The organism is Sphingomonas folli (assembly GCF_019429525.1).
Taxonomy (GTDB): domain Bacteria; phylum Pseudomonadota; class Alphaproteobacteria; order Sphingomonadales; family Sphingomonadaceae; genus Sphingomonas; species Sphingomonas folii.
The window spans coordinates 303,533-327,813 of record NZ_JAHXZL010000003.1; the positions used below are offsets into that span (position 1 = coordinate 303,533).

The window sequence follows — 24,281 nt, forward strand, 5'->3', positions numbered from 1 at the left end:
CGAGGCGGAAACGCGACGCCCCATCTCGCATTCTAGTCGCATTGTTCACCGCTGATGGAGCATGGAGATGCTGTTGCTCGCCCTGACACTGGCTGGGTCCACGCCACTGGACCGCTGCCTCAACAGCGGCGAGGCCGCCGCGGGTGTGACGCCCGCGATGGCGGCCTGCTTCGTGGCGGACTATCAGCGAGCCGACGCGCAGCTCAACGAGGTCTATCGCGCGACGATGAAGAGGTTGCCGCGGTCGCGCCAGGCCGCGCTGCGTACCTCGCAACGGGCCTGGATCGCGGAGCGCGATCGCGCCTGCCCCATCGACGATACGCCGGGGACGGGGACGATCGAGACGCTCAACCATCCCGGCTGCCTCACCAAGGTGACCGAGCGCCGGACCGCTTGGCTCAGGCGCGTACACTGACGCGGTCGGCGTCGCCGCGAAGACCGACGACGGCGGTCGCGGCGCGCCACCACCTGCTGCCATCGGAGGTTTGGCCGATGGCGTCCGCTTCCTCGCACGCCGAGATCGGCGTTCGGCAGACCGGCGCCGGAGGCTCGGCACGCTGATCTCCCTCGCGGAGTACCGCGCGGGTGAGCTCAGCTACTCGTGGCGAAGCGCGTCGATCGGGTCCAGCCGGGCTGCACGACGGGCGGGCACGAAGCCGAAGACGATCCCGATCAGGGCCGAGAAGCCGAAGGCGAGCGCGTTGATCGCGGGATTGAACGACCAATCGAGCGACATCAGCCGCGACAGTCCGGCGATGGCCAGCTGCGCCAGCAGCAGGCCGGCGACCCCACCGAGGCATGAGAGCGTCACCGCCTCGACGAGGAACTGCAGCAGCACCTCGCGCGCGACGGCGCCGATCGCGAGACGTATGCCGATCTCCCGTGTGCGCTCGGTGACGGCGACCAGCATGACGTTCATGATGCCGATGCCGCCCACCACCAGGCTGATCGCCGCGACCGCAGCGACGATGCGGGTGAGGGCCGCGGTGGTGCCGGAGAGCGTCTCGGAGATCTGGCGCGTGTCGATGATGAGGAAGTCGTCATCCTCCCCCGCCTCCACATGCCGCCGCTCGCGCAGCAGGCCGGTGAGCGAGGCCTTGACCTGCTCAGTGTCATAGGCCGGATCCACACCGACCAGCAGCGCCTTGATCTCCCTCGTGCCGAGGAAGCGGCGCGCCACGGTCTTGATCGGCATGATCACCAGATCGTCCTGGTCGCCGAACTGTCCCTGCCCCTTGGTGGTGAACAGGCCGATAACCTCGCAGCTCACCGGCCCCGCGCGGAAGCGGCGACCGATGGGATCGAGCTCCTTGAACAGGTTCCTGCTGACGGTGCTGCCGATCACGCAAACGGCCTTGCCCGCGCTCTCCTCCGCCGACGTGAACACCCGCCCCGCCTGTAGCGGCCAGGGCTGGATGACGAAATAGGTCGCGTCCATGCCGAAGATGCTCGTCGACCAGTTGTTGCCCTCGTAGAAGACCGCCGAAGTGGCCTGGGCCTGAGGTGCCACGCCGGTGACGCCACTGACCTGCCGCTCGATGGCGACCACATCGCTGGGATCGAAGCTAGCCGGGGGTGGTCCACCTCCCCCGCGGCGGGTCGCTTGCCCGGGATGGACGTGCAGCAGGTTCGTGCCGAGATTGGCGATCTGCTTCTGCACGGAGGCCGACGTCGCGTCGCCGAGCGTGACCATCGTCACGACCGCCGCGACACCGATGACGATACCGAGCACGGTCAAGAAGGACCGGAGCGCGTGCCGCCGGATCGAACGCGCCGCGAGCAGGACCGTCGTGCCAAGCATCTCGCTGACTTTGCGGCGATAATGGACGCGCGGCAAGGTTCGAGCGCCTCTCGCGCGTGCCACGCTCGACGACGGCTCTGGCGACGGCTCAGAGCCGTGCTCTGAAACCGATCGTGAACGTGGTCTCGTCGTATCGCAATCCATTGCCGTGCTGTCAGGCCGATGCGAACGCGTCTCGCGTCGATGCACCTCGGGCGTCGAGTCGAAGGGGCGAACGGGCTGGCCGACTCGCGCGGGGCGAGGCATGCCCCTCCCTAGCCCGCCACCATCGCCGCTGCATCCGCTTCGCCAGCGCCCCGATCACCACGGCCAGTCCCCTTCCCATCGCGGCTTCCCTCGCGCGCCGCGGTCCGGCCATGGCGCTCAGGCGACGAGCTGCGGGAGCAGCCGTGCCTCGACGACGCGGAGCGCCGACACACCGTTGGTGCGCATCGCCACGCCAGCCGCGCATTGCTGCACCAGGACATGCAGCGCCTGCCCGCATCGGATGAAGTCGGAGCGGCCGCTGCCGTCCGTGCCGTGGCGCGCGCACAGGTGTCGCCACTCGAGCGCGAAGCGGGCAAGCACCTGATCCAGGCGGCGGACCCTCGACACGCCGTCGCCCGTCGCCGGTGAGGCGACGAGCTCGCCGCGCAGCGTGTCGACGAGCGCTTGCACGTCGGCCGCCGGCATGATCGGCACGCTCCTGTCGGCCTCGGTCAGCGGCGCGGCGTCGCGCGTGGGTGTCCACGCCACGCTCTGCCATGGCCCATGCGGCGGCGCGCCACCGCGCGCCATCGACCCGAAAGCGGCGGAACCCTCGGTGTCCGCCACGAGATGGATGCGATCGACCGCGCTCGCATTCTCGACCCGGTGGCGCCGCCAGGTGTCGAGCACCCACGCCGCGCCGGCCGCCATATGGAGCGCCTCGCCGCCGCAATGGACCAGCACCGCAGGATCGGTGACGACGGGAAGGTGAACCCGCACCCGCGCGCACCAATAATGCCCGACGTCGGCATGCTCGGGCACGCGCGCGCCCGCCGCCAACCGCATCAGCCGCGCGCGGCCCCACACCACGCCGCAGGACGCGAGCACCTGGCGCGCGTAAGGCATCGCTGCCAGCCACCTGGTCGGCCTCATCGTGCCGCCCAGGACGTCGTTCTCGCCACCGTCCGCGCTGATCAGACGCACCGCGGCATTGCCCGGCACGCGGTCCGGGTGCGGCACCCAGGCTGACTGCGGCAGCGCCGCGACCTCGTTCGCCAGACGCGTCGCGTCGAAGAGGATCGGCAGCCGCACGAACGGTCGCTCAAGCCGCATCGTCGCTCGCCCCCTCGTCGCCCAGCACGGCGCGCACCGGCGCGAGCCAGCGCTCGTACGGCCGCCAGCGCGTCGGCGCGTCACGCTGAAGCGGCTGTCGGACCTGCTCGGCGCTGGGCGTCCGCACGCTGCGCGCGTTGGTGTGATAGGCGAGGCAGCCGGGATCGAACGTCAGCCCGGCATGGGCCAGCAGGCGGCGGACCTGTGGTTCGGGTGCGGCGACGAGCTCCTCGTGGAGGACGCGGATCACACGACCCGGCAACACGGCGTCCCAGTGCCGCGTCATCGCCGCATATGCGCGATAGTGGCGCGCGCTATCCTCCAGCGTGTAGCTGAATTCGTGATGGCCGTCGCCGAACAGCTGCTTGAAGGTGGCGAAGCAACTCGCCATCGGCGCGCGCCGCACGTCGACGATCGTGGCATCGGGCAGGATGAGCTGGATGAACGCGACATGCCAGATGTTGTCCGGCGTCTTGTCGATGAAGCGCACGCGTCCCGCCCGGCGATGGCGCACGGTCGCGGCGAGATATCGCTCGCCGAGGGACCGCACCTCCGCCGCGGACAGACGCAGCAGCGCGGAGGGATCGACGGGCAGCGCACAGGCGTGATCGCCGCCGCAGACCTCGCGCGCGAGCGCGGGCAGCTCGGGCAGCTCGTACGTCCCCTCCACGTCGGGGTGCGACGCCAGCATCTGCTCGATCAGCGTCGAGCCCGAGCGCGGGAGGCCGGTCACGAAGATCGGCGCGGCGTCGGCGACGCCCCAGCCGGCGCGCGCGGCGAAGACCTCGGGCGTGAACGACGCCCGCATGTGCGCCACGCGCTGCTCGACCACCTCGGCGCTATAGTGGCTGGTGCGGTGCCGCAGCGCGTTGCCGCGCGCGTAATGCTGCCAAGACGCGGCATGGTCGCCGCGATCCTCCAGTGCCTTGCCCAGCGCGAACGCGCGATAGATCCGGTCGCGCGGGTCGGCGTCGTGCGCCGCCTCCGCGGCGGTCATCGCCGCTACGTCCGCCGCGGTGAAGGCGTAGGTCTTGAGATTGGCGAGCGAGAACCAGGCCACGCCGTGCTCCGGCCGCACCGTCAGTGCCGCGCGATAGCCCGCCACCGCCTCGGCGCCGCGACCGACCGCCTTGAGCGCATTGGCCCGCCAGACGTGGAGTTCGGCCACCTCGTCGCGCGGCGCCGAGGTCGCGCGCAGCAGCTCGTCGTAGACGGGGATCGCCGCGGCCTCGTCGCCGAGCAGCACGCAGGCGGCGGCGTAGAGCTTCAGGGCGCCGCGCCGGTGCGGCGCCCGCGCGAGCAAGGCGTCGGCCACGCCCCGCGCCGCCGCCCCGTCGCGGCGTCGAAGCTGGACCAGCCCGAGGTCGAGCCGAGCGTCGTCATAGTCCGCCGCTAGCACGAGCACGCGTCCGAGCAGCCCAGCCGCCTCGTCGAGCGCGCCGGCCTCGCCGCGCACGCGCGCGAGCAGGCGGAGCGCGCCGACGTTCTCGGGATCGTCGCGCAGATAGGTGCGCAGCGCGCGCTCGGCAGCGGCACCGTCGCCCTCGGCATGGCAGCTGTTGGCCACGACCAGCGCCGCGGGCAGCTGTGCCAGGATCGCGGCCTGACCCGCCGCCCGGCGCGCGCCCTCGCGATCGCCCGCCGCGGTACAGAGCTGTTCCAGCAGCCGCCAGCTCGCCGGCAGCGTCGGGTTGAGGCGCACCGCCACCCGCAGCGCCGCGCGCGCGGCGGCGGTGTCTCCCAGCAGCGCGAGGCAGTGCGCCCGCTCCTCGTGGCCGCGCCCGAACCCCGGATCGCGCGCGAGCAGCCGCGACACCGCGGCGAGCGCGGCATCCGCCCGCCCGCGCGAGCGCAGCGCGCGCGCGCGGGTCAGCCGCGTCTCACGCCCGAGCGAGGGGGCCAGCAGGGTCACGCCGACCTCGCCAGCAGCGGCGCGAGCCAGTCGGGTTCGGGCTGATCGGGATCATAATATTCGAAGATCAGATGAATGCGATCGGTGTCGCCGGTGTTGCGCACGCTATGCGGTGCGAGGTTGTCGACCTCCACCGCGATATCCGCGGCGAGATGCCGGTCCGATCCGCCGAAGTGGCAGATCACGCCCGGATTGGTCACCAAGGGCACGTGGATCTTGTGCGGCCAGCGCGCGGCGGGATGGCCGTCGACATGGGGCTGGATGATGCCGCCGGGCCGCATCCGCGCCAGCATGACGCGCGGGAACAGGCCGTGTGCATAGCCATAGCCGCGCACCGCCGCCTCGAGCACGGGCGCGAGCAGGGGACGCCACGCCGGCCATAGCGCGCGATCGTGCGAGCGGCGCCAGTCGCGCGGATCGTCGACGAAGCGGAAGACGATGTGCCGCGTGCCGTCGAGCACGCCGAAGCGATTGGGCTTGGCGGCGTCCTCGGCGTCCCACACCGTCTCGGGCAGTGCCAGCACCGCCGCGCGCAGCGCCGTCGTCGTCACCGCGCCGAGCGTTCGGACGGAGTCCGTCTTGCGCGGGTTGGCCCCGGCGAGGCGTCCGCCCACGCTCATCGTGCGCCGTCGAAGTCATAGCCGAACAGGGTCAGATCGCTCGCGTAACGCGCCGCCACCCCGTCCGCCAGATCGGCGTCATAGTAGCGCCGATAGTCGCCGTGCCGGCTGGCGTTGACGCGCTCGAGCCGCCGCGATGCCAGCCCGATCCGCGCGCAGATCGCGTCGTAGGAATGCTGCATCGCCTCGACCCGGCCTACCATGTCGGTCAGCAGCGTCGTCCCGTCCGTGTCGACGAGCAACCGTGCTTGCGGCTGGAAGAGGACGTGATCCTCGGGCGGCGCCACGAACAGGAGATGGCGCATCGCCGCGCGCGGGCGCCGCTCGAACAGATCACCGCCGCGCAGCATGAACGCGCAATAGGACACGAATCGGTCGAACGGGTTGCGCACGAAGGCGAACTTCACGAAGTCCGCGAACAGCGCCGCGCCCAGATGCGGCCGTACTTCGCGTAGCGCGATATGGCCGTGGCGCAAGGCCGCGAGCTCGGGCCAGGGAAGCGCCCGCTCGACGAACAGCCCGACCTGCTCGAGGTCGGCCTCGTCGAGCTCGGCGCGCAGCGCCCGCCGCACCGCGTGCGTCCCCGTCTTGGGGACGGCGGCGAAGACGAAGCGGTGGCGGTACGAGATGATCATGGACCGCGCCCTCACGGCTCCCCTCAGAACTTGAAGCTGAACCCGCCCATGTACGTCGTCCCGCTCTGGGTCTGGTTGTAGAGATAGCGGTTCTGCCCCCAGAACTGCGTCTCCTTCTGGTTGGTCAGGTTGATCGCGTTGAAGGTGAGCTGGACGCCCGCGGTCAGGTTCACGAAGGCGGCGGCATCGACGTACGTGGTGCCCTCGAAACCGCGTGTGCCCGCGTTCATCACCTCGTCGCTGCGCCCGGTGTAATATCTCGTGCGATGGCTCACCGCGCCGCGCAGCCCCCAACGGTTCGTCTCGTAATAGAGCGTGGCGTTGTAGCTGCCGCGCGAGATCCCCGTGATGTCCTTGGGCGCGTCGACGAAGGTGTAGTTCGCGACCACGCCGAGGCCGTCGAGCGGCTTGGGGAGGAAGCTGAACTGCGCCTGCGCGGCCAGCTCGACGCCGGTCAGGCTCTTCGTGCCCGGCACGTTCACCGGCATCGAGAATTCGCTCACGATCGTGTCGGCGGTCGCCCCCGCTATCGTGCTGAACGGGATCCCCGTCTGGCTGAACGGCACGTTCTCCAGGTTGACGTTGCCGATGAAGTTGGTGATCCATTTCTGGAACACGCTGGCCGACAGCAGGCCGACGCGGCCGAAATAATATTCGGCCGAGAAGTCGAGCGTCGTGTCCTTGTACGGCTTGAGCCCGGGGTTGCCGCGCGACGCCGTGATCTCGCCATTGTCGTCGTCGCGGAAGGCGCTGCCCTCGGCCGCGATCGACGACAGGCCGGGACGATTGAGGTTCTTGGTCGCGGCGAAGCGCAGCAGCATCTCGGGCGTGAGCTCCAGCACGGCGTTGAGCGCGGGCAGCACGCCGGAGTAGCTGCCTTCCACGTCGGTCGTGCCGAGATAGGCGTAGCTGTCGCCCTGGATCCAGCCGGTGCTCTGGGTGTCGGTGTGATAGCCGCGCGCGCCGACGTTGCCGCGCAGCCGCTTGCCGAACACCTCGGTGTCCCAGTCGAGCTGGAGGTAGCCGGACTCGGTCTCCTCGGTCGTGGTATAGACGTTCTCGATATCCTGCAGCGCGCCGCCCGAGCCGTCCGCGTTCGGCCCGAGCCGATGATACTCGTTGTACTTGGCGAACCCCTTGGCATAGTCGCCGATGAGCCAGGCACCGAAGGGATTGCGGAAGACGCTGGTGATGTCGGCGACGCTCGTGCCGCGCGCCTTCGCCCGCGTGCCGTTGACGTTGTCGTCGTAGAACAGGTCGATCCCGTCCTGCCTGAAGCGGTGATAGGCGATCCCGGCGCGCAGTGTCAGCGAGGGGCTTACCTTGAGGCGCAGGTTGCCGACGCCCTCGCGCAGTTCGGACTCGTTGTTGAACGAGCGGTAATAGAAGGAGTCCATCGCGTAGTTGGCGGGGTCGGTGGGGTCCCAGCCGGGATAGTCGAACGCGGCCGAGCGCCCGTCCTCGCCGTAATCCGCGATCAGATTGCCCTTCGCCCGCATGTAGAATTTGTCGTCATAGGGCGTCCGGTAGGTCGATTTCTGATAGCCGACGTGGCCGTCGATCGTCAGCGCGTCGTTGGCCTCCCACGTACCGGTCAGCTCGAGCGAGCGGAACCGGGTCTTGTTGAGCGAGCGGCGATTCTCGCTGCCGAAGGTGGTGCCGGTGACGTCGGTGCGGGTGACGTAATCGCTGCCGTCCCAGCGCAGGTCGTTGATCGTCGAGCCGGTCTGGAACAATGCCGGCCAGGGCGTGCCCGCCGGCGTGTCGAAGGCGACCGACCCGTCCGACTCGAGCGGCCGCGTGGCGAGGTGCAGTTCCTCGCGCGCGGTGGTGAGCCGCCCGTACAACCCGTCGAGCGTGAGAAGCAGGTTGGAGGCCGGCCGCCATTGCACCGCGGCGGTGATGCCGAGCCGCTCCTGCCGCGCGTTCCACGACGACAGGCGGTTGCCGTCGGCGAAATAGAGGTCACCCGAGAGAAACTTGCTCTGCTGCGCGGCGCTGAGCGACGAGATGTCGAGGCCCTTGTCGACCAAGTCTCGCAGCGTCTCCGCGTCGGGCCGGTCGTAATTGTAGGTGTTGTGGCCCTGCTCGGTGGTGCGGCGGCGCGACCAGGCGGCGGACACGAGCACGCCGACTTCATTGTCCCAATTGTAGCTCAGCAACCCCGCGACGCGCGGCTGCGCATCCTTGGTATATTGGTTGGTGCCCAGTCGCCCTACCAGCGCGCCCTTGCTGCCCGGCGCGTAATCGAACGGCCGGCCGGTGAAGAGACCGACCGTGCCCGCCATGCCGCCCTCCTTCTGCGCCGCCTGGAAGGTCTTCTCGACCTCCACGCGCGAGAAGAGTTCGGAGGCGAAGATGTTGAAGTCGAAGGCGCGATCGCGCGTACGCTGGCCGCGGCTGTCCTGCGCGGAGTCGACGTTGCCGAGCACTTCCATGCCGTTGAGCTGGACGCGCGCGAAATCGGGACCGAGACCGCGCAGCGAGATGCGGCGGCCCTCGCCGGCCTCGCGCGTGATCTGCACGCCGGCGACGCGCTGCAGCGACTCGGCGAGGTTGAGCTCCGGGAATTTGGCGATGTCCTCGGCGACGATCACGTCCTTCTGGATCACCGAGTCGCGCTTGATGTCGCGCGCCTCGCTGAGCGAGCGACGGTAGCCCGTGACGACCACCTCGCTCTCCGGCGCCTCGCCGCCGACCTGCGCGCGCGCCTGACGCGGATACAGCGTGACGAGCACCGCGGCCGTCGTGGCCAGCAGGAGTCCTCTCAGCTTCGAGCGGGTCGCCCGGCGCTGCTGCGTCGTCATCATGATCGTCCCCCGACTGGTCTGTACCACTAAGGGTTAAGCAGATCACCGCGTCAGCTTCGTGACACGTTCGTCGCCGGTGCGATGGTGCCGGAAACAAGCGCCATCTTCACAGCTGGTCCAGTCCAACGGCGGGTAGGGCCGGTCGGACGACCCGTTCGCGTCTCCCTCCGCACGCGACGCCCGCGCGCCGGCGGTAGTCGACCGCGTCGCCGATCTGCCCGCCGCGCTGGCGTCTCGACCGATCGGCCGAGCCGCTCAGTCGCGCACGCTCAGGTCGACGTGGACGCGTACCGCGTCGTGCCGCCAGTGCTCCTCGTCATATTCGACTACGCGCCCCTGCGCGTCGAAGCTCGTCCGCACCACCAGCAACCCCGGCGTGCCCGACTTGGCGCCGAGCTCGTCCGCGATCGACTTGATCAGCGCGCACGGCCGCATGTCCACCCGGTTGCGCGCGACGGTGATGCCATAGACGGAGGTCAGCACGCGGGTGAGCGACCCGTCGAGCGCATGGTCGAGCAGCCCGGGCGCGAGTGTCGGGTCCACCATGATCCGTTCGACGAGCACGGGTCGCCCGTCGATCGATCGCCGTCGGCGCAGCACGTGGAGCGGGCGGCCGGGCACGAGCCGGAAGATGTCGGCCACGACGGACGACGCCGGCGCCGTCTCCTGCGCGAGCACCTCCGTGGTCGGAGTGCGGCCCTGCTCGGCGATATAGGTCATGAAGCCCGCCCAGCGCGTCGGGTCGTAGGTCACGGCCGGCGGCGAGACGTACCAGCCGCTCCGGTCACGACGGTAGATCAGCCCCTCGGCCTCGAGCTGGGACAAGGCCTCACGCACCGTCCCGCGTGCCGAGCCGGTGCCGAGCTGGAGCTGACGCTCGGACGGCAGCCGCTCGCCGGGCGCGATCTTGCCCATGCCGATGCCCAGCGCGATCTGGTCGCGCAGGGCGATGTAATGCGGTGAACCGTCGAGCGCGGGCGGCGCGATCCGCAGCGCGTCGGCGAGGCTGGTCGTCGGCATCATCCATCCGTCTCGGCTGAGGCGACGGCATCGCGACACGGTGGGCGCGGGTCAAGCCCGCTTCGGGATCAGACCGCCGGCGGCGGGGCGGCGCGCACCACCACCCGCTCGAGCAGAGCGCGGTACGAGGCCAGATCGGCGCCGTCGGGATCGGTCGCCTTGCCGTCGTCGTCGAACCGCCGCAGTGTCACCGCGTCGGCGAAGAACGGCTCGCGCTCGAACCCGGCGCATTCCGCCGCACTCATCGCGCCGCCCTGCAGCCGCAGACTGAGATGAGATGCCGCGCTGAGCGTCGCGGCATAGTCGGGATCGACCGCGCAGAGGTAACGTTTGGCCGCGACGTGGAGGCGGATCGGCTCGATCACCGCGGGCGGAAAGTGCGTCGACAGTAGCGCATGCCCGAGATCCTCGTGCCGCGCGTCGACCCCGCGCCGCTCGGCGAGCACGCCCGCCTCGTCGATGAACTGCCCGATGTCGTGCAGCAGCGCGGCCGCCACCAGCGTGTCAGCGCACCCACTCGCCCGCGCCAGCGCGGCGCATTGCAGGGCGTGGCTGAGTTGCGTCGTGTCCTCGCCGTAATGATCGTGCCCGTGGCGCTCGAAGAGGTCGAAGATGAGATCGATCACGTTCGCCATGCTGCACCACCCGAGCCGACACCATCACACAAGTGTCTCAATTGGACTATACCAATGTCATTAGCGGGATCGGCGGAGGCAGGCAAACATGAACCGGACGACGCGACGCGGTTTCATCGGCGGTGCGGCAGGCGCGACGGCGCTGCTGCCAGGCCTGCTCGACCGGGCGTTGGCGATCGCGCCGAGCGGCCGCACGGGGACGATCCGCGACGTCGAGCACGTCGTGATCCACATGCAGGAGAACCGCTCGTTCGATCACTATCTCGGCATGCTCAACGGCGTGCGCGGCTTCGGCGACCCGCGCCCGGCGCGCCTGCCGGGCGGCCGGACGATCTGGGCCCAGCCGTCGCAGCAGCACGCCGACGGCTACGTGCTGCCCTACCATGGCGACTCGACCACGACCCGGTCGTTCAAGGTCGATGGCGGCGATCAGTCGCACCCGCATCACATGCACATCCTTCATCAGGGCCGCTGCGATCGCTGGGGCGCCAGCGAGGAGCTGCACCACCGCATGCTCCACTACGGGCCGGGCGACCTGCCGTTCTACTACGCGCTCGCCGACGCGTTCACGGTCTGCGACGCGTACCACGCCTCCACGCTGACGCAGACCTATCCCAACCGGCTCCACCTCTTCTCCGGCTGCAACGGCGGCGGTGCGGTCGGGGGCGAGCCGGAGATGAGCAACTACGGCGAGGACGAGACGCCCAGCGCCGACATGCGCACCGACAAGCCGCTGCGCGAGGAGGCCTATCGCTGGACCACGTACGCCGAGCGCCTCCAGGCGGCGGGCGTCACGTGGAACGTCTATCAGGAATACGACAATTTCGGTGACAATCTGCTCTCGGTATTCCCCGCCTTCCGCCCCTGCGCGCGCGACACCCCGCTGTACCGGCGCGGGCGCGGCTGGGTCAGCGAACATGCGACGGGCGCGGACCGCACCCGCTCCGACGGCGAGCAGCTCGTCGCCGCCTTCCGCGCCGACGTCGCCGCCGGGCGGCTGCCGCAGGTGTCGTGGATCGTGACCGCGGCGGATCTCTCCGAGCATCCGAGCGCGGAGCCAGCGAAGGGCGAGCACGTCACCGCGCGCCTGATCGAGGCGCTGGTCGACCATCCCGCGGTGTTCGCCAAGACCGCCTTCCTGCTGATCTACGACGAGCCGGGTGGGTTCTACGACCACGTTCCCCCGCCCGTGCCGCCGATCGGCGCCTGCCGGGGCCATAGCACCGTGTCACTCGACGGCGAGGCCAAGACCTATCCCGCCGACGCTCAGCCCTCGCCGGGAACGCACCCGATCGGCCTCGGCATCCGCACACCCACCATCATCGTCTCGCCGTGGACCCGCGGCGGGCACGTCTGCTCCGAACTGTTCGACCACACCTCGGTGCTGCGCTTCCTCGAGGCACGCTTCGGCGTGCGCGAGCCCAACATCTCGACGTGGCGCCGCGCCGTCTGCGGCGATCTCACCTCGGCCTTCGACTTCCGTGACGGTGGATCGAGCGACGTGCCGCCGCTGCCGCGGGTCGACGACTTCCGCGAGCGGGTGGCGCGCTCCGCCGCGGGGACGGCCTGCGCGATCCCGGCGGTACAGCGGCCGACCGTCCAATTGCCGGGACAACGCGGCGCGCGTGCCCTCCCCTATGCGATCGACATCGTCGGTCTGGTGACCGAGGCCGGGCGGCTGCGGCTCGAGATGATCAACCGGGGACGACAGGGCGCGGTATTGTGCGCGCGCGACAATCGCGATCGCGAGGCGCCGTGGCATTTCACCATCGGTGCGGGAGAACGCCACGCGCACGATCGCTGGTCGGACGATGCGGCCTACGATCTCACGCTCAGCGGCCCTGACGGACTCTACCAGCGCTACGCCGGTGACCCGGCCGCGCGCGCCGACGTGCTGCTGACCCGGTCGGTCGCGGCCGGGGCGGCGGCGCTGACGTTGGTGAACCGCGCGACGTTCCCGCGCGTTTTCGTCGTGACGCTGGATGCCGCCTACCCCGGTGCGGAGCGCGAGCGCCGTCACCGGATCGCGGCGGGGAGCTCCCTCGACGATGTCTGGGCGCTTCAGGCGAGCGATCTGTGGTACGACCTGCTCGTCCGGATCGAGGGCGACGCGACCTTCGTGCGTCGGTTCGCGGGGAGGGTCGACAGCGGCGCACCGGGCCGGACTGATCCGGCAATCGGCGCGATGCGCCTCACGGTCTAGGGCCAAGCCGCGAGGCGGGACGACCGTTCGCATCAGCAACGGCACGAAGCTTCGTGTTGACGCCGCCTTGGGTGCCGCCGATCACGCGCCCGGTTGTGGTGATAGCGACTGCCGATAGCGCGCCATCGGCGAGTCTTCGCGCCGGCGATCTCGACGGCAGCTCGAGGGAGTTCGCGGCGCGGACAGGCTCAGGAGACGGGCTGAGACACCTTGCGATGAGCAGGCCTTCGCCGCTCGCGGCGGCGGGGGCGTCTGGATCGACGGGGCTGTCAGAAGCGCTCCTCGTGGCTCGATGCGCCGACCGCGACCTTATAGGTCACCTTGCCGGGGCCCGGCAGCGTCTGCGACCATGTCGCCCCGGGATAGAGCCGGCGCGACGGCAGCGCGCGGCAACTCGCCGGGCTCGCGTCGGCGCACAGCTTGCCGTCGTACAGCTCGGTGTTGGTGTTGCCCTCGTTGCGCAGCAGCAGGGTCTCGCCCGCGCGGGTGGCGACCACGCGGCTGGCCGGGGCGGCGGGGCGCTGGATCACCAGCACGTCGTAGCCGATCAGCAGCTTGAGCGCGGTCACCGTGGCCGAGACGGGCCCGGCGACCGGCTTGACGGTGACTCGATAGACCCGATCCGTCGCGGCGCGCGGGCGGATCGCGGCGACGCGGATCGCCTTGCGCTCGCCCGGCTGGAGGATCAGCCGCTGGGGCGAGACCAGCAGCCCGCCCGCCTCGGGGTCGACGATCGCGGTCCGGCGCTCCTCGGGCGTCCCAGGAGCGGTGATCTCGAACGGCGCCACCGCGACATAGGCGACGTCCTTGCCGTCGTTGGCGACCTCGATGTCCTGCGCCAGGTCGCTGCCCGCGGTGAAGTCGACCACCACCTGGCTCAGCACGATATTGGCGTGCGCGGGCGCGGCGAGCGTGGCGGCGGCCAGCGACACGGCCGCGAGACGGGCGACGAACGGGCGGGCGACGAAGCGGCGGGCGGCGGCGGACGGGCGGGTCAGGGCAGGCATGCGACGTCTCCGAGGCGGGTATAGGTCGTGGTAGGAAGCGCGGCGGTCAAGTGCGCGGTGCAGGCGAGGCCGGCGCCGGTGCGCGCGGCGAGCCGCGCGTCGGCCGCCGCCTGGATCTGGAAATAGCCGTTCGAATCGGTCGCGGCGATCGCGTCGTCGGCGGTGATGTCGGCGTCCGCGATCGGCAGGCCGCCGCGGTCGACGAGCCGGCCGAACATCGCGCGGACCGAGCGCACCTTCCAGTCGAGCGCCGCGACGCTGCCGGGGAACACGTCGATCGTGCGCGGGCGCGTGTCGAACGCGATCAGCTCGGTGGCGATCGCGCGCAGCCGCACCTTGTAGCGGCGGTAGGGCTGCACCGCGAGCGTGAGCCGCTGCCCGCCGCGCAGCGTGCCGCGCACCGCGTCGTCGACCAGCAGCTCGAAGGTGGCGCGCGGGTCACCGCCGACCGTCACCGCGATCAGGCTGTCGTTCTGCCCCTCCGCGCCGAGCCCGAGGCCGCGCCGCGTCACCGCGAACGAGGTCTGCGCGGTGAGGCCATATTGCAGGCCGCTGCCCATGGCACCGCTGCGTCCGGTGAGGTTCAGCGCGGCCATGCCGAGCGCGCTGCGACGCTCGCCGCTGAGCTGGACGATCGTGCCCGCCGCACCGCGCTGGACCAGCGCGCCGGCGTCGACCGCGCCGCCGAGCGCGTCGTCGCGGTGGAGCGAGGCGGCGGTCTCGATCGCGGGCGAGAGGCCGCGGGTGTCGCCGCCCGCGCCGCGTTGGACCCCCAGCGCGGTGCTGAGCGCGGCACGCGGCCCGAGCAGCTGGAGCTGCACGCCGAAGGCCACCGCGTCGCCGCGCTGCGTGCGCGCATATTGGCCCGTGAGCGAGAGCTGGAGCCGGTCGCGCTGCAGCACCGACCAGCGCGCGCTGGGGCCGACCGAGTAGCTCGCGCCGCGCCCCGCGGTGCGGAACAGATAGCCCGACAGCCCGAGCTGCGCGCGCGGCAGCGAGTAGGACAGGCTGCCCAGCATCTGGGTGTAGCTCGACCCCGTGCGATCGTCGCGCGCGGGCATCAGCGGCGTCATGTCGCGCGCGGCATCGTCCGCCGCGATCAGCGCGGTGCCGTCGGCGCTGCGCACGTGCCGCACATCCAGGCTGTAGCTCAGCGGGCTGCCGCCGCTCGAGCTCAGCTGCGCCGCCACGCCGCGGTCGCCGCGGCGCGAGCCGAGCAGCGCGACCCGCGCCTGCGCCGTCGCGGTGAGCAGCGAGAGGCCGCCCTCCACCAACGCGTTGTCGCGCGTGACCATCGCCGACGCGTCCCAGGCGAGATGGGCGCCGAACCGGCCCCGCGCGCCGCCGGTGGCGATGGCGACGCGCTCGCCGGCGCGGTCCTGCCGGTCGCGGGTGAGGACGCCGAGCTGCGCGTCGAACACGACTCGCCCGGCGGGGGCGAGCGCCGCGCTCTTGGTGAAGAAGCGCTGCTCCACCCGGGTCGCGCCGCCCGCCTCCTGGACGCGCAGCTCGACCGGATAGGAGCCGTCGGCGAGGCCGCTGGTGTCGAGCGCCTGGTTGCCGCTCTCATAGGTCTGCGAGCTGACCAGCCGTCCCTGGACGTAGACGTCGACGCGCGAGCGCTGCGGCAGGAAGACGACCAGCGGCGTCCCGCTCAGCGCGACCCGGTCGGCGCGCGTGTCGAACTGGGTGGCCACGCCGACGCCCAGGATGCGCCGCCGCCCGACCAGGTCCGCCCCCGGCGCGTAGAACAGCCCGCCACGCAGCCGCAGGTCGCGGCGGTCGACCTCGGCGGCGAGCGTGTCGAGCCGGCCGCCGTCCCAGGAGGAGAGCGACGTGTCGGAGAGCAGGTGCACCGCGCCGCGCCCCGCCACCAGCCGGTTGCGGATCGCGTAGCTGGCGCCGAGCCCGCCGCCGCCGGCCAGTGCGACCCCGATCGTGTCGACCGCCGAGGGCGCGGCGTCGGCGTCCTCAAGGTAGCGCGCCTCCTCGCCGCGCACCGCCAGCAGCCGCGGGTCGAGCGCCAGCGTCAGCCGGAAGGCGGCGGGGTCGTAGGACGCCGCCACTCGCGCGCGCGCCGCGGCCACGCAGCCCGACGTGTCGTCGCAGCGCGGCCGGGCGCCGACCGCCAGCGGCGGCGTCAGCGCGGCGGCGACGAGGGCGTGGTCGAGCAGGTCGGGGATCGCCGCCGCGACGGCGGCGGGGTCGAGCAGGCGCACCTCGGCGAGACCGACCTCGGCGGCATATTGGCCGATCCGCCGGTCCGCGACATAGACGTCGACCACGGTATGCTGGGTCGCCGCCAGCGCGGCGAACTCGGCCGGCATCGCCGCGGTGACCTGCGGCGGCGCGGCGTCGGCGGCGTGGGCGGCGCGCCCGGCCAGCACGGCGCACAGCAGCGCCAGCAGCAGCGCGCCGCCGCGCCGGCGCGCCCACGCCCCCGGCCGGACGCGTCCGTGCGCGCGCGCCGCCATGTCAGTTGGCCGACAGGATCACGGTCAGCGTCCCCGTGAAATTGCCGGCGGTGGCGGTGCTGAGGCTGGCGGCGCGCAGGATCACGATCAGGCTGGTGTTGGTGGCCTGGAGCACGGGGCAGCTCAGCAGCATGGTCTGCCCGGCGAGCGGGACGTTGGCGGTGAGGCCGGTGCCCGAGCTCTGGCCCGCCGAGTTGCTCCACTGCACCTCATAGGGGAGCACCGCGGCGCCGTTGGACAGAGTGAAGGCGCCGCCCGCGCCCGAGCCCGAGGCGGTGACGGTGTAGCGGCCGCCGAGCAGTCCGCTGTAGGCGCAGATCGACTGGCTGCGGACGAGATCCGCGCCGAAGCCGGTGATCGTGCCGAAGGCGACGTCGCTGAGGCCGCTGACCTGGACGCTCTGTGCCCCCGCGGGGGTCGCCGCGGCGGCGAGCGCCAGGGCCGCCGCCGCCGCGAGGCGCCGCATCGCCGACACCGCTGGCCCCGCGCCGCCGGTTACTGCGGCGTGACGAGCAGCGTCAGCGAGCCGGTGTAGCTCGTCGCCGAGGTCATGCCCTGCAGGTTCGAGGCGGCGATCGAGATGATCAGGCTCGACGTGGTCGCCGCGCCGGTGCTGCACGTCGGGTTGGCCGCGGTGCTCGTCATGCCCGCCAGCGCGGTGCCGGCGGTGAGCGCGGTGCCGCTGGTCTGACCGCCGCTGGCGTTCCACTGCACCGAGTAAGGCACGCTGAGGCCGCCGTTGGCGAGGGTGAAGGCGCCGCTGGTGCCGCTGCCGGTGGCGGTGATGCTGTAACCCTTGGTGGCGGTGTTGCTCCACACGCAGTTGCTCTGCGCCGCGGTCGCCGCGCTCGCGGGATCGACGTTGGTGAAGGCGACGTCGGTGAGCCCGGTGATCTGCGCGCGGTTGGCGACGCTGGCGGTGATCGTGACCGACCCGGTCGAGGTCGCGCCCAGGCTGCCCTGGGTCGACGCGCCCGCCGGCGCGGCGCCAGCGATCGCGGCGAGCAGCGTGACGGCGGCGAAGATCCTGGTCCTGGCCGGACGACGACGCGCCGAAACAACATAAGTCATGGCAATATCCCCCCGAATATACGCGCGGTGGCGAAAGAAGTGGTCGGCGCTCTGGGTAGATGAACACCCTTAACAAGCCGGAAGGCTTGCGCCGCACTTAGACCAAGGTCGAAGGATCACGTTGGCTTTGTCGCCGCCGAGGAACGTGGGTCGGCCGCGGCGGGATCATGCCACGCGTGTTCCGCCTTGCGGGCGCGGCGTCCGATCATCATGATGCGGCGCGGACGAACGAGATGAGGGCCCTGACGTGGCGGTAGCCGACGTTCACAAGATCGCGGGTGCGATCGAGGCGGTGATGCACCAGGCCGACACCGCCTATATCGGCGTGGTCGCGCTGTTGCAGACGCTGCACAACCGCGGCGCGCTGACGCAGGACGAGATCAGGGCGATCGCGGACGCGATGGTCGCCTCGGTGCCGATCGATCGTCACCACGCGTTCGCCCAGTCGTTCGCTGGCATGCTGCCCGGCTACAGGTCGCCCAAGGCGGGCACGATCGCGCAGGACTGACGGGCGGGCGCCGGAAGGCACCCGCCCGCTGGTCGCTCCGGCGCTTCGTCGCGGCGGCGGCTCAGAACTGATAGCCGATGCCGACGTTGGCGCCGACGCGCTTGCGACTGTTGTAGGTCGCGCCGAGCTTCACGATCGTGTGGCCGTCCTCCATGATCCGCGACACGCCCATCGCCACCGCCGACTGGCCCTGGAAGGTGCCGGCGCCGAGCGAGAACATGCTCTTGCCCTCTTCATAGGGCTGCGGCATCCCCGCCATCGCCAGCGCACCGGCGACGCCCGCGCTCACGTCGCGGTTGACGCGGCCGAGATCGAACGAGAGCGCCGCGACGCGCTGGTCGGTATAGCTGTTGGCGGCCTCGACCGCGGCTCCCATCGCGCCGTTGAGCTGCGCGACGTTGACCGCGTCGCCGTCCGACGTGCCCGGCGCGAGATTGTGCAGCGCCACCGCCTTCTCGCCGCCGAGCGTCACCGAGGCCTGGCCGTCGCCGTCATACTGGATCGAGCGGCTGCTGGCGGCGAGCGCCGCCTCCGTCTTGGTCTCGACCGAGCTGACCCGCGTCTCGACCGCGGCGACCCGCGCGGTGGTGGCGGTGCCCTGCGCCGGCGTGGAGGCACCGTCGGTGGAGCTCGCGGGCGACAGCGACGCTTCGCCGCCGCTGGGCGGCGTACCGGCGCCGGGAGCGGAACCGGTCTCCGTGCCCGTGGCGGTGTTCGTGCCGGTGTTCGTACCCGTGCCGGTGCCCGTGCCCCCACCCGCGCTTCCGCTACCCACGCGCGCGTTGATCGCCTGGAGCGCGTCACCCACGCTCGAGTAGGTCACGCCGTTGAGCGTGTAGCTGGGCGCCGCCAGCGCGCCGGTCGCGCCGTCGTAGCTCGCGCCCCCGCCGAAGCCGGCGACGAACGCTGCGCCCAGCGTGCCCGAGACGCCGCGCAACTGAGAGACGTTGACCGCGTCGGTGGCGGCGGCGCCCGCCGCCACACCGGTGATCTGGCGGTTGCCGGTCGGCGAGTAGCCGTTGGTGCCGGGGTCGAGGTAGGCGATGTTGCGCGCGATCGCGATCTCGCCCAGCGAGTCCTGCGCGCCCGCCAGGCCGAAGGCGCTGTAGCCGCTCACCGCGCCGCGCGTCGTCTGCGACGCCGAGCCGAGCGCGACGCTGCCGTCCTTGTCGGCGATCGCGCCGGATCCCAGCGCGCTGGTGGCGAAGCCGCTCGCCCGTGCCAGCGTGCCGACCGCGGTCGAGCCGAAGCCCTCCGCCTGCGCGACCGTGCCGACCGCGGTCGAGTAGGAGTCGCGCGCTTCCGCGCTATAGCCAAAGGCCGCGGCGTAGGTCGCGGTGGCCGCGGCCATGTTGCCGATCGCGACGGCGCGACTGCCCTTGGCGCTCGCGGTGTTGCCGATCGCGAGCGTGTCGGCCGCGTCGGTGACGACGTTGGCGCCGATCGCGAGCGCGCCGTCGCCGGTCGCGCTGTTGTTGGTGCCGATCGCGATCGCGCCGCTGCCCGACGCCACGTTGGTGAAGCCGAGCGCGGCGGCGCCGAGGCCGGTCGCCTGGTTGGTCGAGCCGATCGCGGTGCTGCCGTCGCCGCTCGCGACGTTGACGTTGCCGAGCGCGATCGCGCCGACACCGGTGGCGTTGTTGTCCTTGCCGAGCGCGGTCGCCCCGGCGCCGGTGGCGTAGTTGGGGTCACCGATTGCAACCGCGCCGTCGCCCGAGGCGACGTTGCCGAGGCCGATCGAGACCGCCTTGCCGTTCATCGCCTGCGCGCCGTCGCCGATCGCGACCGAGCTCTGGCCCCCCGCGACCGCGTTGCGGCCCACCGCGATCGCGGCGACACCCGACGAGGTCGACGCCGGGCCGATCGCGGTCGAGTCGAAGCCCGAGGCGTCGCTGTCGGACATGGTCGAGTTGGCGTGGAAATATTTGGCGCCGGCAGGGTCGGGCGCAGCCGTGCCCCCGCTCGCCCCCGTGCCGCTCGCGGTGCCGAGCGACGTCTCGATCGCGCCGAACACCGATTGCACCGAGCCGTAGGACTGGCCCTTGAAGGTGAAGTTGCCCGAGAAACCGCCCGCGGGATCGTAGCGGAAACCGCTCCCCAGCGCGCTCGCCACGGCGTTGCCCATCGCGAAGAGCTGGCCGCCGTTGACCGCGTCGAACGACCCCGCCGCGACCATGCCGTCGGCGACGTCGTGCAGCCGGACCGGTCCGCTCCCCGCGCCGACCAACGTGAGGTCCTGCGAGACGCGGCCGCCGTTGGGCATCGTCGGGCTCGCCTCATCGGCGTAGCGGACCGGCCCGCGCGCGCCGGTGTCGAGCGCGGTGCCGAGCTGGCCCAGGTCCTGCGTCAGGCCGCCGACGCGTGAGTCGAGCGCGCCGATCAGACCGGCCTGGAGCGCGGCGACGTTGGTCAGCGTGCCGACATTCTGGTTGGTGTCGAACAGCTGGCCGGCGGTGGCGGCATCGCTCGAGCCCGCCGCCAGCGTCCCGGCGGCGACGTTGCGCAGCGCGACCGGCACGCCCGCCGACCCCAGGGTCACCGCGGCATGGCCGGCGTCGTCGTAGCGGAGCGCGAGGTCGCTCAGGCCCTGGTAGCTCTGCGCCAGGGCGAACAGCTGGCCGCCGTTGACCGCGTCGGTCGAGCCGCTCGACAGCTGCGCCTCGGCGACATTGTGCAGCGCCACCGGCGCGGGATCGCGGCCGACCAGCGCCAGGCTCTGCGTGACGGTGCCGCCGTTGGGTACGGTCGGGGTCCCCGGGTCCGAGTAGCGCACCGGGCCGATCGCGCCGCGCGCGGTGTCGTCGCGCAGCGTCGCGATCGCGCTGGCGTTGGTGCCCAGCAGCACGCCCTGCGCGCTCACCGTCGTGCCGAGCGCGGCGAGGCCGGTCCGCGCGGTCGCGAGATCGCTCGCCTGGGCGGTGACGTCGCCGCGCAGCGCGGTGACCGCGGCGTCGGTGTCGGCGAGCTGCCCGCCGTTGACCGCCTCGGTCGATCCCGGCGCGACGCTGCCCGGCGCCACGTTGGCGAGCACCACCGGCGCGGCGTTGGCGCCGCCGAGCGTCACTCGCGCGCGGGTCGCGTCGTCATATTGCACCGCCGCGGCGGCGAGTCCGCTGACCTGCTGGCCGACGTCGTACAACTGACCGCCGTTCACCGCGTCGGTCGAGCCCGCGGCCACCTGACCGTCCGCGACATTGTGGACGCGGACCGGGCCGGGCTGGGCGCCGAACACCGCGACGTCGTTGGTCGCGGTGGTGGTCGCCACCGTCGGCGCGCCCGGGGTGGTATATTGCACCGGGCTGGCGTTGCCGCTCACGCTCATGTTGCGCAGCGACAGGATCGCGTCCGCGTTGGCGGTGATCCGCGCGTCCTGCGCGCCGAGCAGCGTGCCCTGCGCCGCCACCGCGGTGCCGAGCGTGCCCAGCGTGCCGGCCTGCGCGGTGACCAGCCCCTGGAGGCTGGCGATATTGGCGGCGGCGGTGGCGAGGTCGCTGCCCTGCTGCGTCAGCGTGACGCCCTGCGTGCCGACGGTGGCGCCGAGCGTGCCGAGCTGCGCGGTGTTGGCGGTGATCCGCACCTCATGGTCGGCCACCTGGGTCTGCAGGGCGGTGACGTCGCTGCCGGTGGTGCCGAGCGTGGCGCGCAGCGCCGCGACGTCGGTGACATTGGCCCCCACGCTGGCCTGGAGCGCGCCGATATCGGTCGCCTGGCGCGCGATCTGGGTCCCCGCGGTCGCGACGTCGCCGGCGAGCGTGCCGACGGTGCCCTGCAGCGTCTGCAGGTTCTGCCCCTGCCCCGCGACGGTGGCGGTGAGCGCGGTCACGCCGTCGCCCAGCGCGGCGAGCGTCCCCAGGTTGGCGCTGATCTGCGCGCCCTGCTGATTGACCGAGGCGGACAGTGTCGCGACGTCGGCGACGTTGCCCGACACCGTCGCCTGGAGCCCCTGGAGCGCGGTCGCCTGGGTCGCCACGGTCGTGCCGAGCGTGCCCAGCCCCGCGTTCACCGTGCCGAGCAGGGCGGTGTTGGCGCTGACCTGCGCGCCCTGCTGGCTGACCGTGGTCGACAGCGCGGCGAGGTTCGAGACGTTGCCCGACACCGTCGCCTGCAGGTCCTGGAGCGCGGTCGCCTGGGTCGCCACGGTCGTGCCGAGCGTGCCCAGCCCCGTGTTCACCGCGCCGAGCAGGTTGGTGTTGGCGCTGACCTGCGCGCCCTGCTGGTTGACCGACGCGGACAGTGTCGCGACGTCGGCGACATTGCCCGACACCGTCGCCTGGAGTCCCTGGAGCGCGGTCGCCTGGGTCGCGACGGTCGTGCCGAGCGTGCCCAGCCCCGCGTTCACCGTGCCGAGCAGGTTGGTGTTGGCGCTGACCTGCGCGCCCTGCTGGTTGACCGTGGTCGACAGTGCGGCGAGGTTGGAGACGTTCCCGGCGACGGTGGTCTGCAGGCCCTGGAGCGTCGTCCCCTGCGCCGCCACCGTCGAGCCGAGCGTCCCGAGCCCCGAGCTGACCGTGTTGAGCAGGCTGGAGGTGGCGGTGAGCTGCGTCTGCTGCTGGTTGACCGAGGCGGTCACCGTGGCGAGGTTGCTGGTGTTCGCGGTGGTCGCGGCCTGCACCGTCTGCACCGTCGCGGCCTGGTTGGCGACCGTCGCGGTCAGCGTGTTGAGGCTGGTGTTGAGCGAGTTGGCGAGGTTGGTCGTCGCGGTGAGCTGCGTGCCCTGCGCGGTGACGGTCGTGGTCAGCGCGTTCAGATTGTCGTTGAGCCCCGACAGCGTCAGGAGCTGGGCGGACGCGGACGCCGGCTGCAGGGCGGCCACGCCGGCGAGCAGCGTGAGGCAGGTCGACTGACGCAGCCGGAAGCGAATGGCATGACGCGCGGCGCGAATGGGAACGGACATTTCAACCCCCGTCTGAGCGATGGAGACGGGATCGGGTCCGCTGGTTAACAATATGAAACTAGATAGGTTACCCGCTATATACTCATACCATGGTCGTAGATCCACGGTATGATTTACGATTTACTAACCATGGTACAAAACCAACGGGTGGCAGGGGGCAAACACCATTATAGTGCGCCTTGTCGCTATTATCCTCCTCTCGCGTCTCAATACTATGCCCATCAACGAGGAGTGGCGGGATCCTTGAGGGATTAGGCTCGCGTGAGTCCCTGATGACCGATCTTCGTGTAGCGACCACCCACGGACGGCCGCCCAGCAGCCGTTCTCGTCTTGCCGAGCCGGATGTTCTTTTATGGTCTCGCTCGAAGTGCGAACGCGCGAACCTGCCAGCTCTTGGCTGCATCACGTCGCGAGAGTCGCGGGAACATGGCTGGGGTGGCTCGGGATCAGACCGCAGCGGCGGCGCCGACTCTGTCGAGCGCAGTCGCACTGGCTCGACCTGACAGCCTCGATCAGGCTGTCATCGATCAGGAGCAGCGGTGAGTAGCGCCTCGCGGCATCAGCCTTTCCACCTCTCCGCGATACGTCCCGCGTCGCCGCCTCACCAACATAGGTTTGTAAGAACGAGGTTGACCAGGGAAGCAGTTTATTGATCCTAGGCTATAAAGAGCATCAAGGTTCACATGCTTCAGCATATTATCCACGTGCTGCTTGTAGAAGACGATCCGGACATCAGCGCCATCGTGACCCTGGCCTTACACATGGCGCCTGATTTTTCGGTCGTCGCCGTGCCGACCGGCGGCGACGCGATCAACCACCTCTCTGTTGCCCCGCGGCCCGACATCATCCTCATCGACAACAACCTGCCCGACATGGATGGGGTCGCACTCGCCAGCGCGATCCGCGCCGCGGATCCCGATATGCCTCCGTTCGCGTTCCTGACCGCGTCGGTACGCCAAGCCGATCACGACCGCTTCGTCGCGTCCGGCGCACTCGGGGTCATTGCCAAGCCGTTCGACCCGATCTCGCTGGCAACACAGGTGCGAGCGCTGCTGCGTTCGACCTAAGACGAACCCGATCGAATGTTAGACGCTCGTTAAGGCGGCCACATATAGTGGGGCCGAAAGTATCGCATTGCCACTCTTCAGGTCGGGGCAGAAGCTCGTCATGCTAGATCACGCAGGTCTGTTGATCGAATTCGTCCGCGCCTTCGGTGAAGCGTTCGGCAGCCAGGCTGTGATCGTAGCCCAGGATCAGCGGGACAGGGCGACGGGTCCTGCCCGACAAGGCTGGCAAGACGTCATCGCCGCACTACATATTCAGGCTCAAAGGACATAGTCGTCTGCGCCACGTCGAATGAGGATCGCCGCCTGCTGCAAGGCTAGTCCTGCG

Annotated in this window: 17 protein-coding genes; 4 read left to right on the forward strand and 13 right to left on the reverse strand. The window is 71.1% G+C overall.

The window, feature by feature from the left end; genetic code table 11:
* Positions 1-67 precede the first annotated feature (67 nt).
* Complete coding sequence (locus tag KZ813_RS06365; protein WP_219754125.1) at positions 68-415, forward strand: lysozyme inhibitor LprI family protein; 348 nt, start codon at positions 68-70, stop codon at positions 413-415.
* 180 nt (positions 416-595) lie between these two features.
* On the opposite strand, the gene KZ813_RS06370 is transcribed toward KZ813_RS06365, so the two are convergent.
* The 8 genes from KZ813_RS06370 to KZ813_RS06405 all read right to left on the reverse strand — a co-directional run bounded on the left by KZ813_RS06370 (position 596) and on the right by KZ813_RS06405 (position 10,732).
* On the reverse strand, positions 596-1,801 hold the full coding sequence (locus KZ813_RS06370; protein WP_219754262.1) for an ABC transporter permease: 1,206 nt from the start codon (positions 1,799-1,801) through the stop codon (positions 596-598).
* 363 nt (positions 1,802-2,164) lie between these two features.
* Entirely contained in the window at positions 2,165-3,100 is a 936-nt protein-coding gene (locus KZ813_RS06375; protein ID WP_219754126.1) for an aspartyl/asparaginyl beta-hydroxylase domain-containing protein, read from the reverse strand.
* A complete protein-coding gene (locus KZ813_RS06380) occupies positions 3,090-5,012 on the reverse strand; it encodes a tetratricopeptide repeat-containing sulfotransferase family protein (protein WP_308461800.1) in 1,923 nt (640 codons plus the stop codon). Before KZ813_RS06380 ends, KZ813_RS06375 begins: the two co-directional genes overlap by 11 nt.
* A complete protein-coding gene (locus KZ813_RS06385; RefSeq protein ID WP_219754127.1) occupies positions 5,009-5,632 on the reverse strand; it encodes an aspartyl/asparaginyl beta-hydroxylase domain-containing protein in 624 nt (207 codons plus the stop codon). The genes KZ813_RS06380 and KZ813_RS06385 overlap by 4 nt, the downstream gene beginning before the upstream one ends.
* Entirely contained in the window at positions 5,629-6,267 is a 639-nt protein-coding gene (locus KZ813_RS06390; protein WP_219754128.1) for a sulfotransferase family 2 domain-containing protein, read from the reverse strand. Before KZ813_RS06390 ends, KZ813_RS06385 begins: the two co-directional genes overlap by 4 nt.
* A 23-nt stretch (positions 6,268-6,290) precedes the next feature.
* Positions 6,291-9,074, reverse strand: a complete 2,784-nt coding sequence (locus KZ813_RS06395) for a TonB-dependent receptor (protein WP_258046459.1) — start codon at positions 9,072-9,074, stop codon at positions 6,291-6,293.
* A 258-nt stretch (positions 9,075-9,332) separates the two neighbouring features.
* Positions 9,333-10,097, reverse strand: a complete 765-nt coding sequence (locus tag KZ813_RS06400; protein WP_219754130.1) for a UTRA domain-containing protein — start codon at positions 10,095-10,097, stop codon at positions 9,333-9,335.
* 68 nt (positions 10,098-10,165) lie between these two features.
* Complete coding sequence (locus KZ813_RS06405) at positions 10,166-10,732, reverse strand: phosphonate degradation HD-domain oxygenase (RefSeq protein ID WP_219754131.1); 567 nt, start codon at positions 10,730-10,732, stop codon at positions 10,166-10,168.
* Positions 10,733-10,820: 88 nt separating this feature from the next.
* Here KZ813_RS06405 and KZ813_RS06410 point away from each other — a divergent pair, with 88 nt between their 5' ends.
* On the forward strand, positions 10,821-12,935 hold the full coding sequence (locus tag KZ813_RS06410) for a phosphocholine-specific phospholipase C (RefSeq protein WP_219754132.1): 2,115 nt from the start codon (positions 10,821-10,823) through the stop codon (positions 12,933-12,935).
* Between the two features lie 269 nt (positions 12,936-13,204).
* On the opposite strand, the gene KZ813_RS06415 is transcribed toward KZ813_RS06410, so the two are convergent.
* From KZ813_RS06415 to KZ813_RS06430, 4 genes are read right to left on the reverse strand one after another with little or no spacing between them, the layout of a single operon-like run.
* Positions 13,205-13,942 carry a fimbrial biogenesis chaperone gene (locus tag KZ813_RS06415; RefSeq protein WP_219754133.1) on the reverse strand — a complete coding sequence of 246 codons (738 nt, stop codon included), beginning with the start codon at positions 13,940-13,942 and terminating at the stop codon, positions 13,205-13,207.
* A complete protein-coding gene (locus KZ813_RS06420) occupies positions 13,930-16,416 on the reverse strand; it encodes a TcfC E-set like domain-containing protein (protein ID WP_219754134.1) in 2,487 nt (828 codons plus the stop codon). The genes KZ813_RS06415 and KZ813_RS06420 overlap by 13 nt, the downstream gene beginning before the upstream one ends.
* A gap of 1 nt (position 16,417) precedes the next feature.
* The gene (locus tag KZ813_RS06425) at positions 16,418-16,882 is read right to left on the reverse strand and encodes a hypothetical protein (protein WP_219754135.1); all 465 of its coding nucleotides are present in this window, start codon (positions 16,880-16,882) and stop codon (positions 16,418-16,420) included.
* A gap of 29 nt (positions 16,883-16,911) precedes the next feature.
* Positions 16,912-17,487, reverse strand: a complete 576-nt coding sequence (locus KZ813_RS06430) for a hypothetical protein (protein WP_219754136.1) — start codon at positions 17,485-17,487, stop codon at positions 16,912-16,914.
* A gap of 247 nt (positions 17,488-17,734) precedes the next feature.
* Between KZ813_RS06430 and KZ813_RS06435 the strand changes: the two genes are divergently transcribed.
* Complete coding sequence (locus tag KZ813_RS06435; RefSeq protein ID WP_219754137.1) at positions 17,735-17,995, forward strand: hypothetical protein; 261 nt, start codon at positions 17,735-17,737, stop codon at positions 17,993-17,995.
* 61 nt (positions 17,996-18,056) lie between these two features.
* Here the strand turns inward: KZ813_RS06435 and KZ813_RS06440 are convergent, their stop codons facing one another.
* On the reverse strand, positions 18,057-22,889 hold the full coding sequence (locus tag KZ813_RS06440) for a YadA-like family protein (protein ID WP_219754138.1): 4,833 nt from the start codon (positions 22,887-22,889) through the stop codon (positions 18,057-18,059).
* Between the two features lie 683 nt (positions 22,890-23,572).
* Between KZ813_RS06440 and KZ813_RS06445 the strand changes: the two genes are divergently transcribed.
* Positions 23,573-23,956, forward strand: coding sequence for a response regulator transcription factor (locus tag KZ813_RS06445; RefSeq protein ID WP_219754139.1), 384 nt, complete (start codon positions 23,573-23,575; stop codon positions 23,954-23,956).
* Positions 23,957-24,281 lie beyond the last annotated feature (325 nt).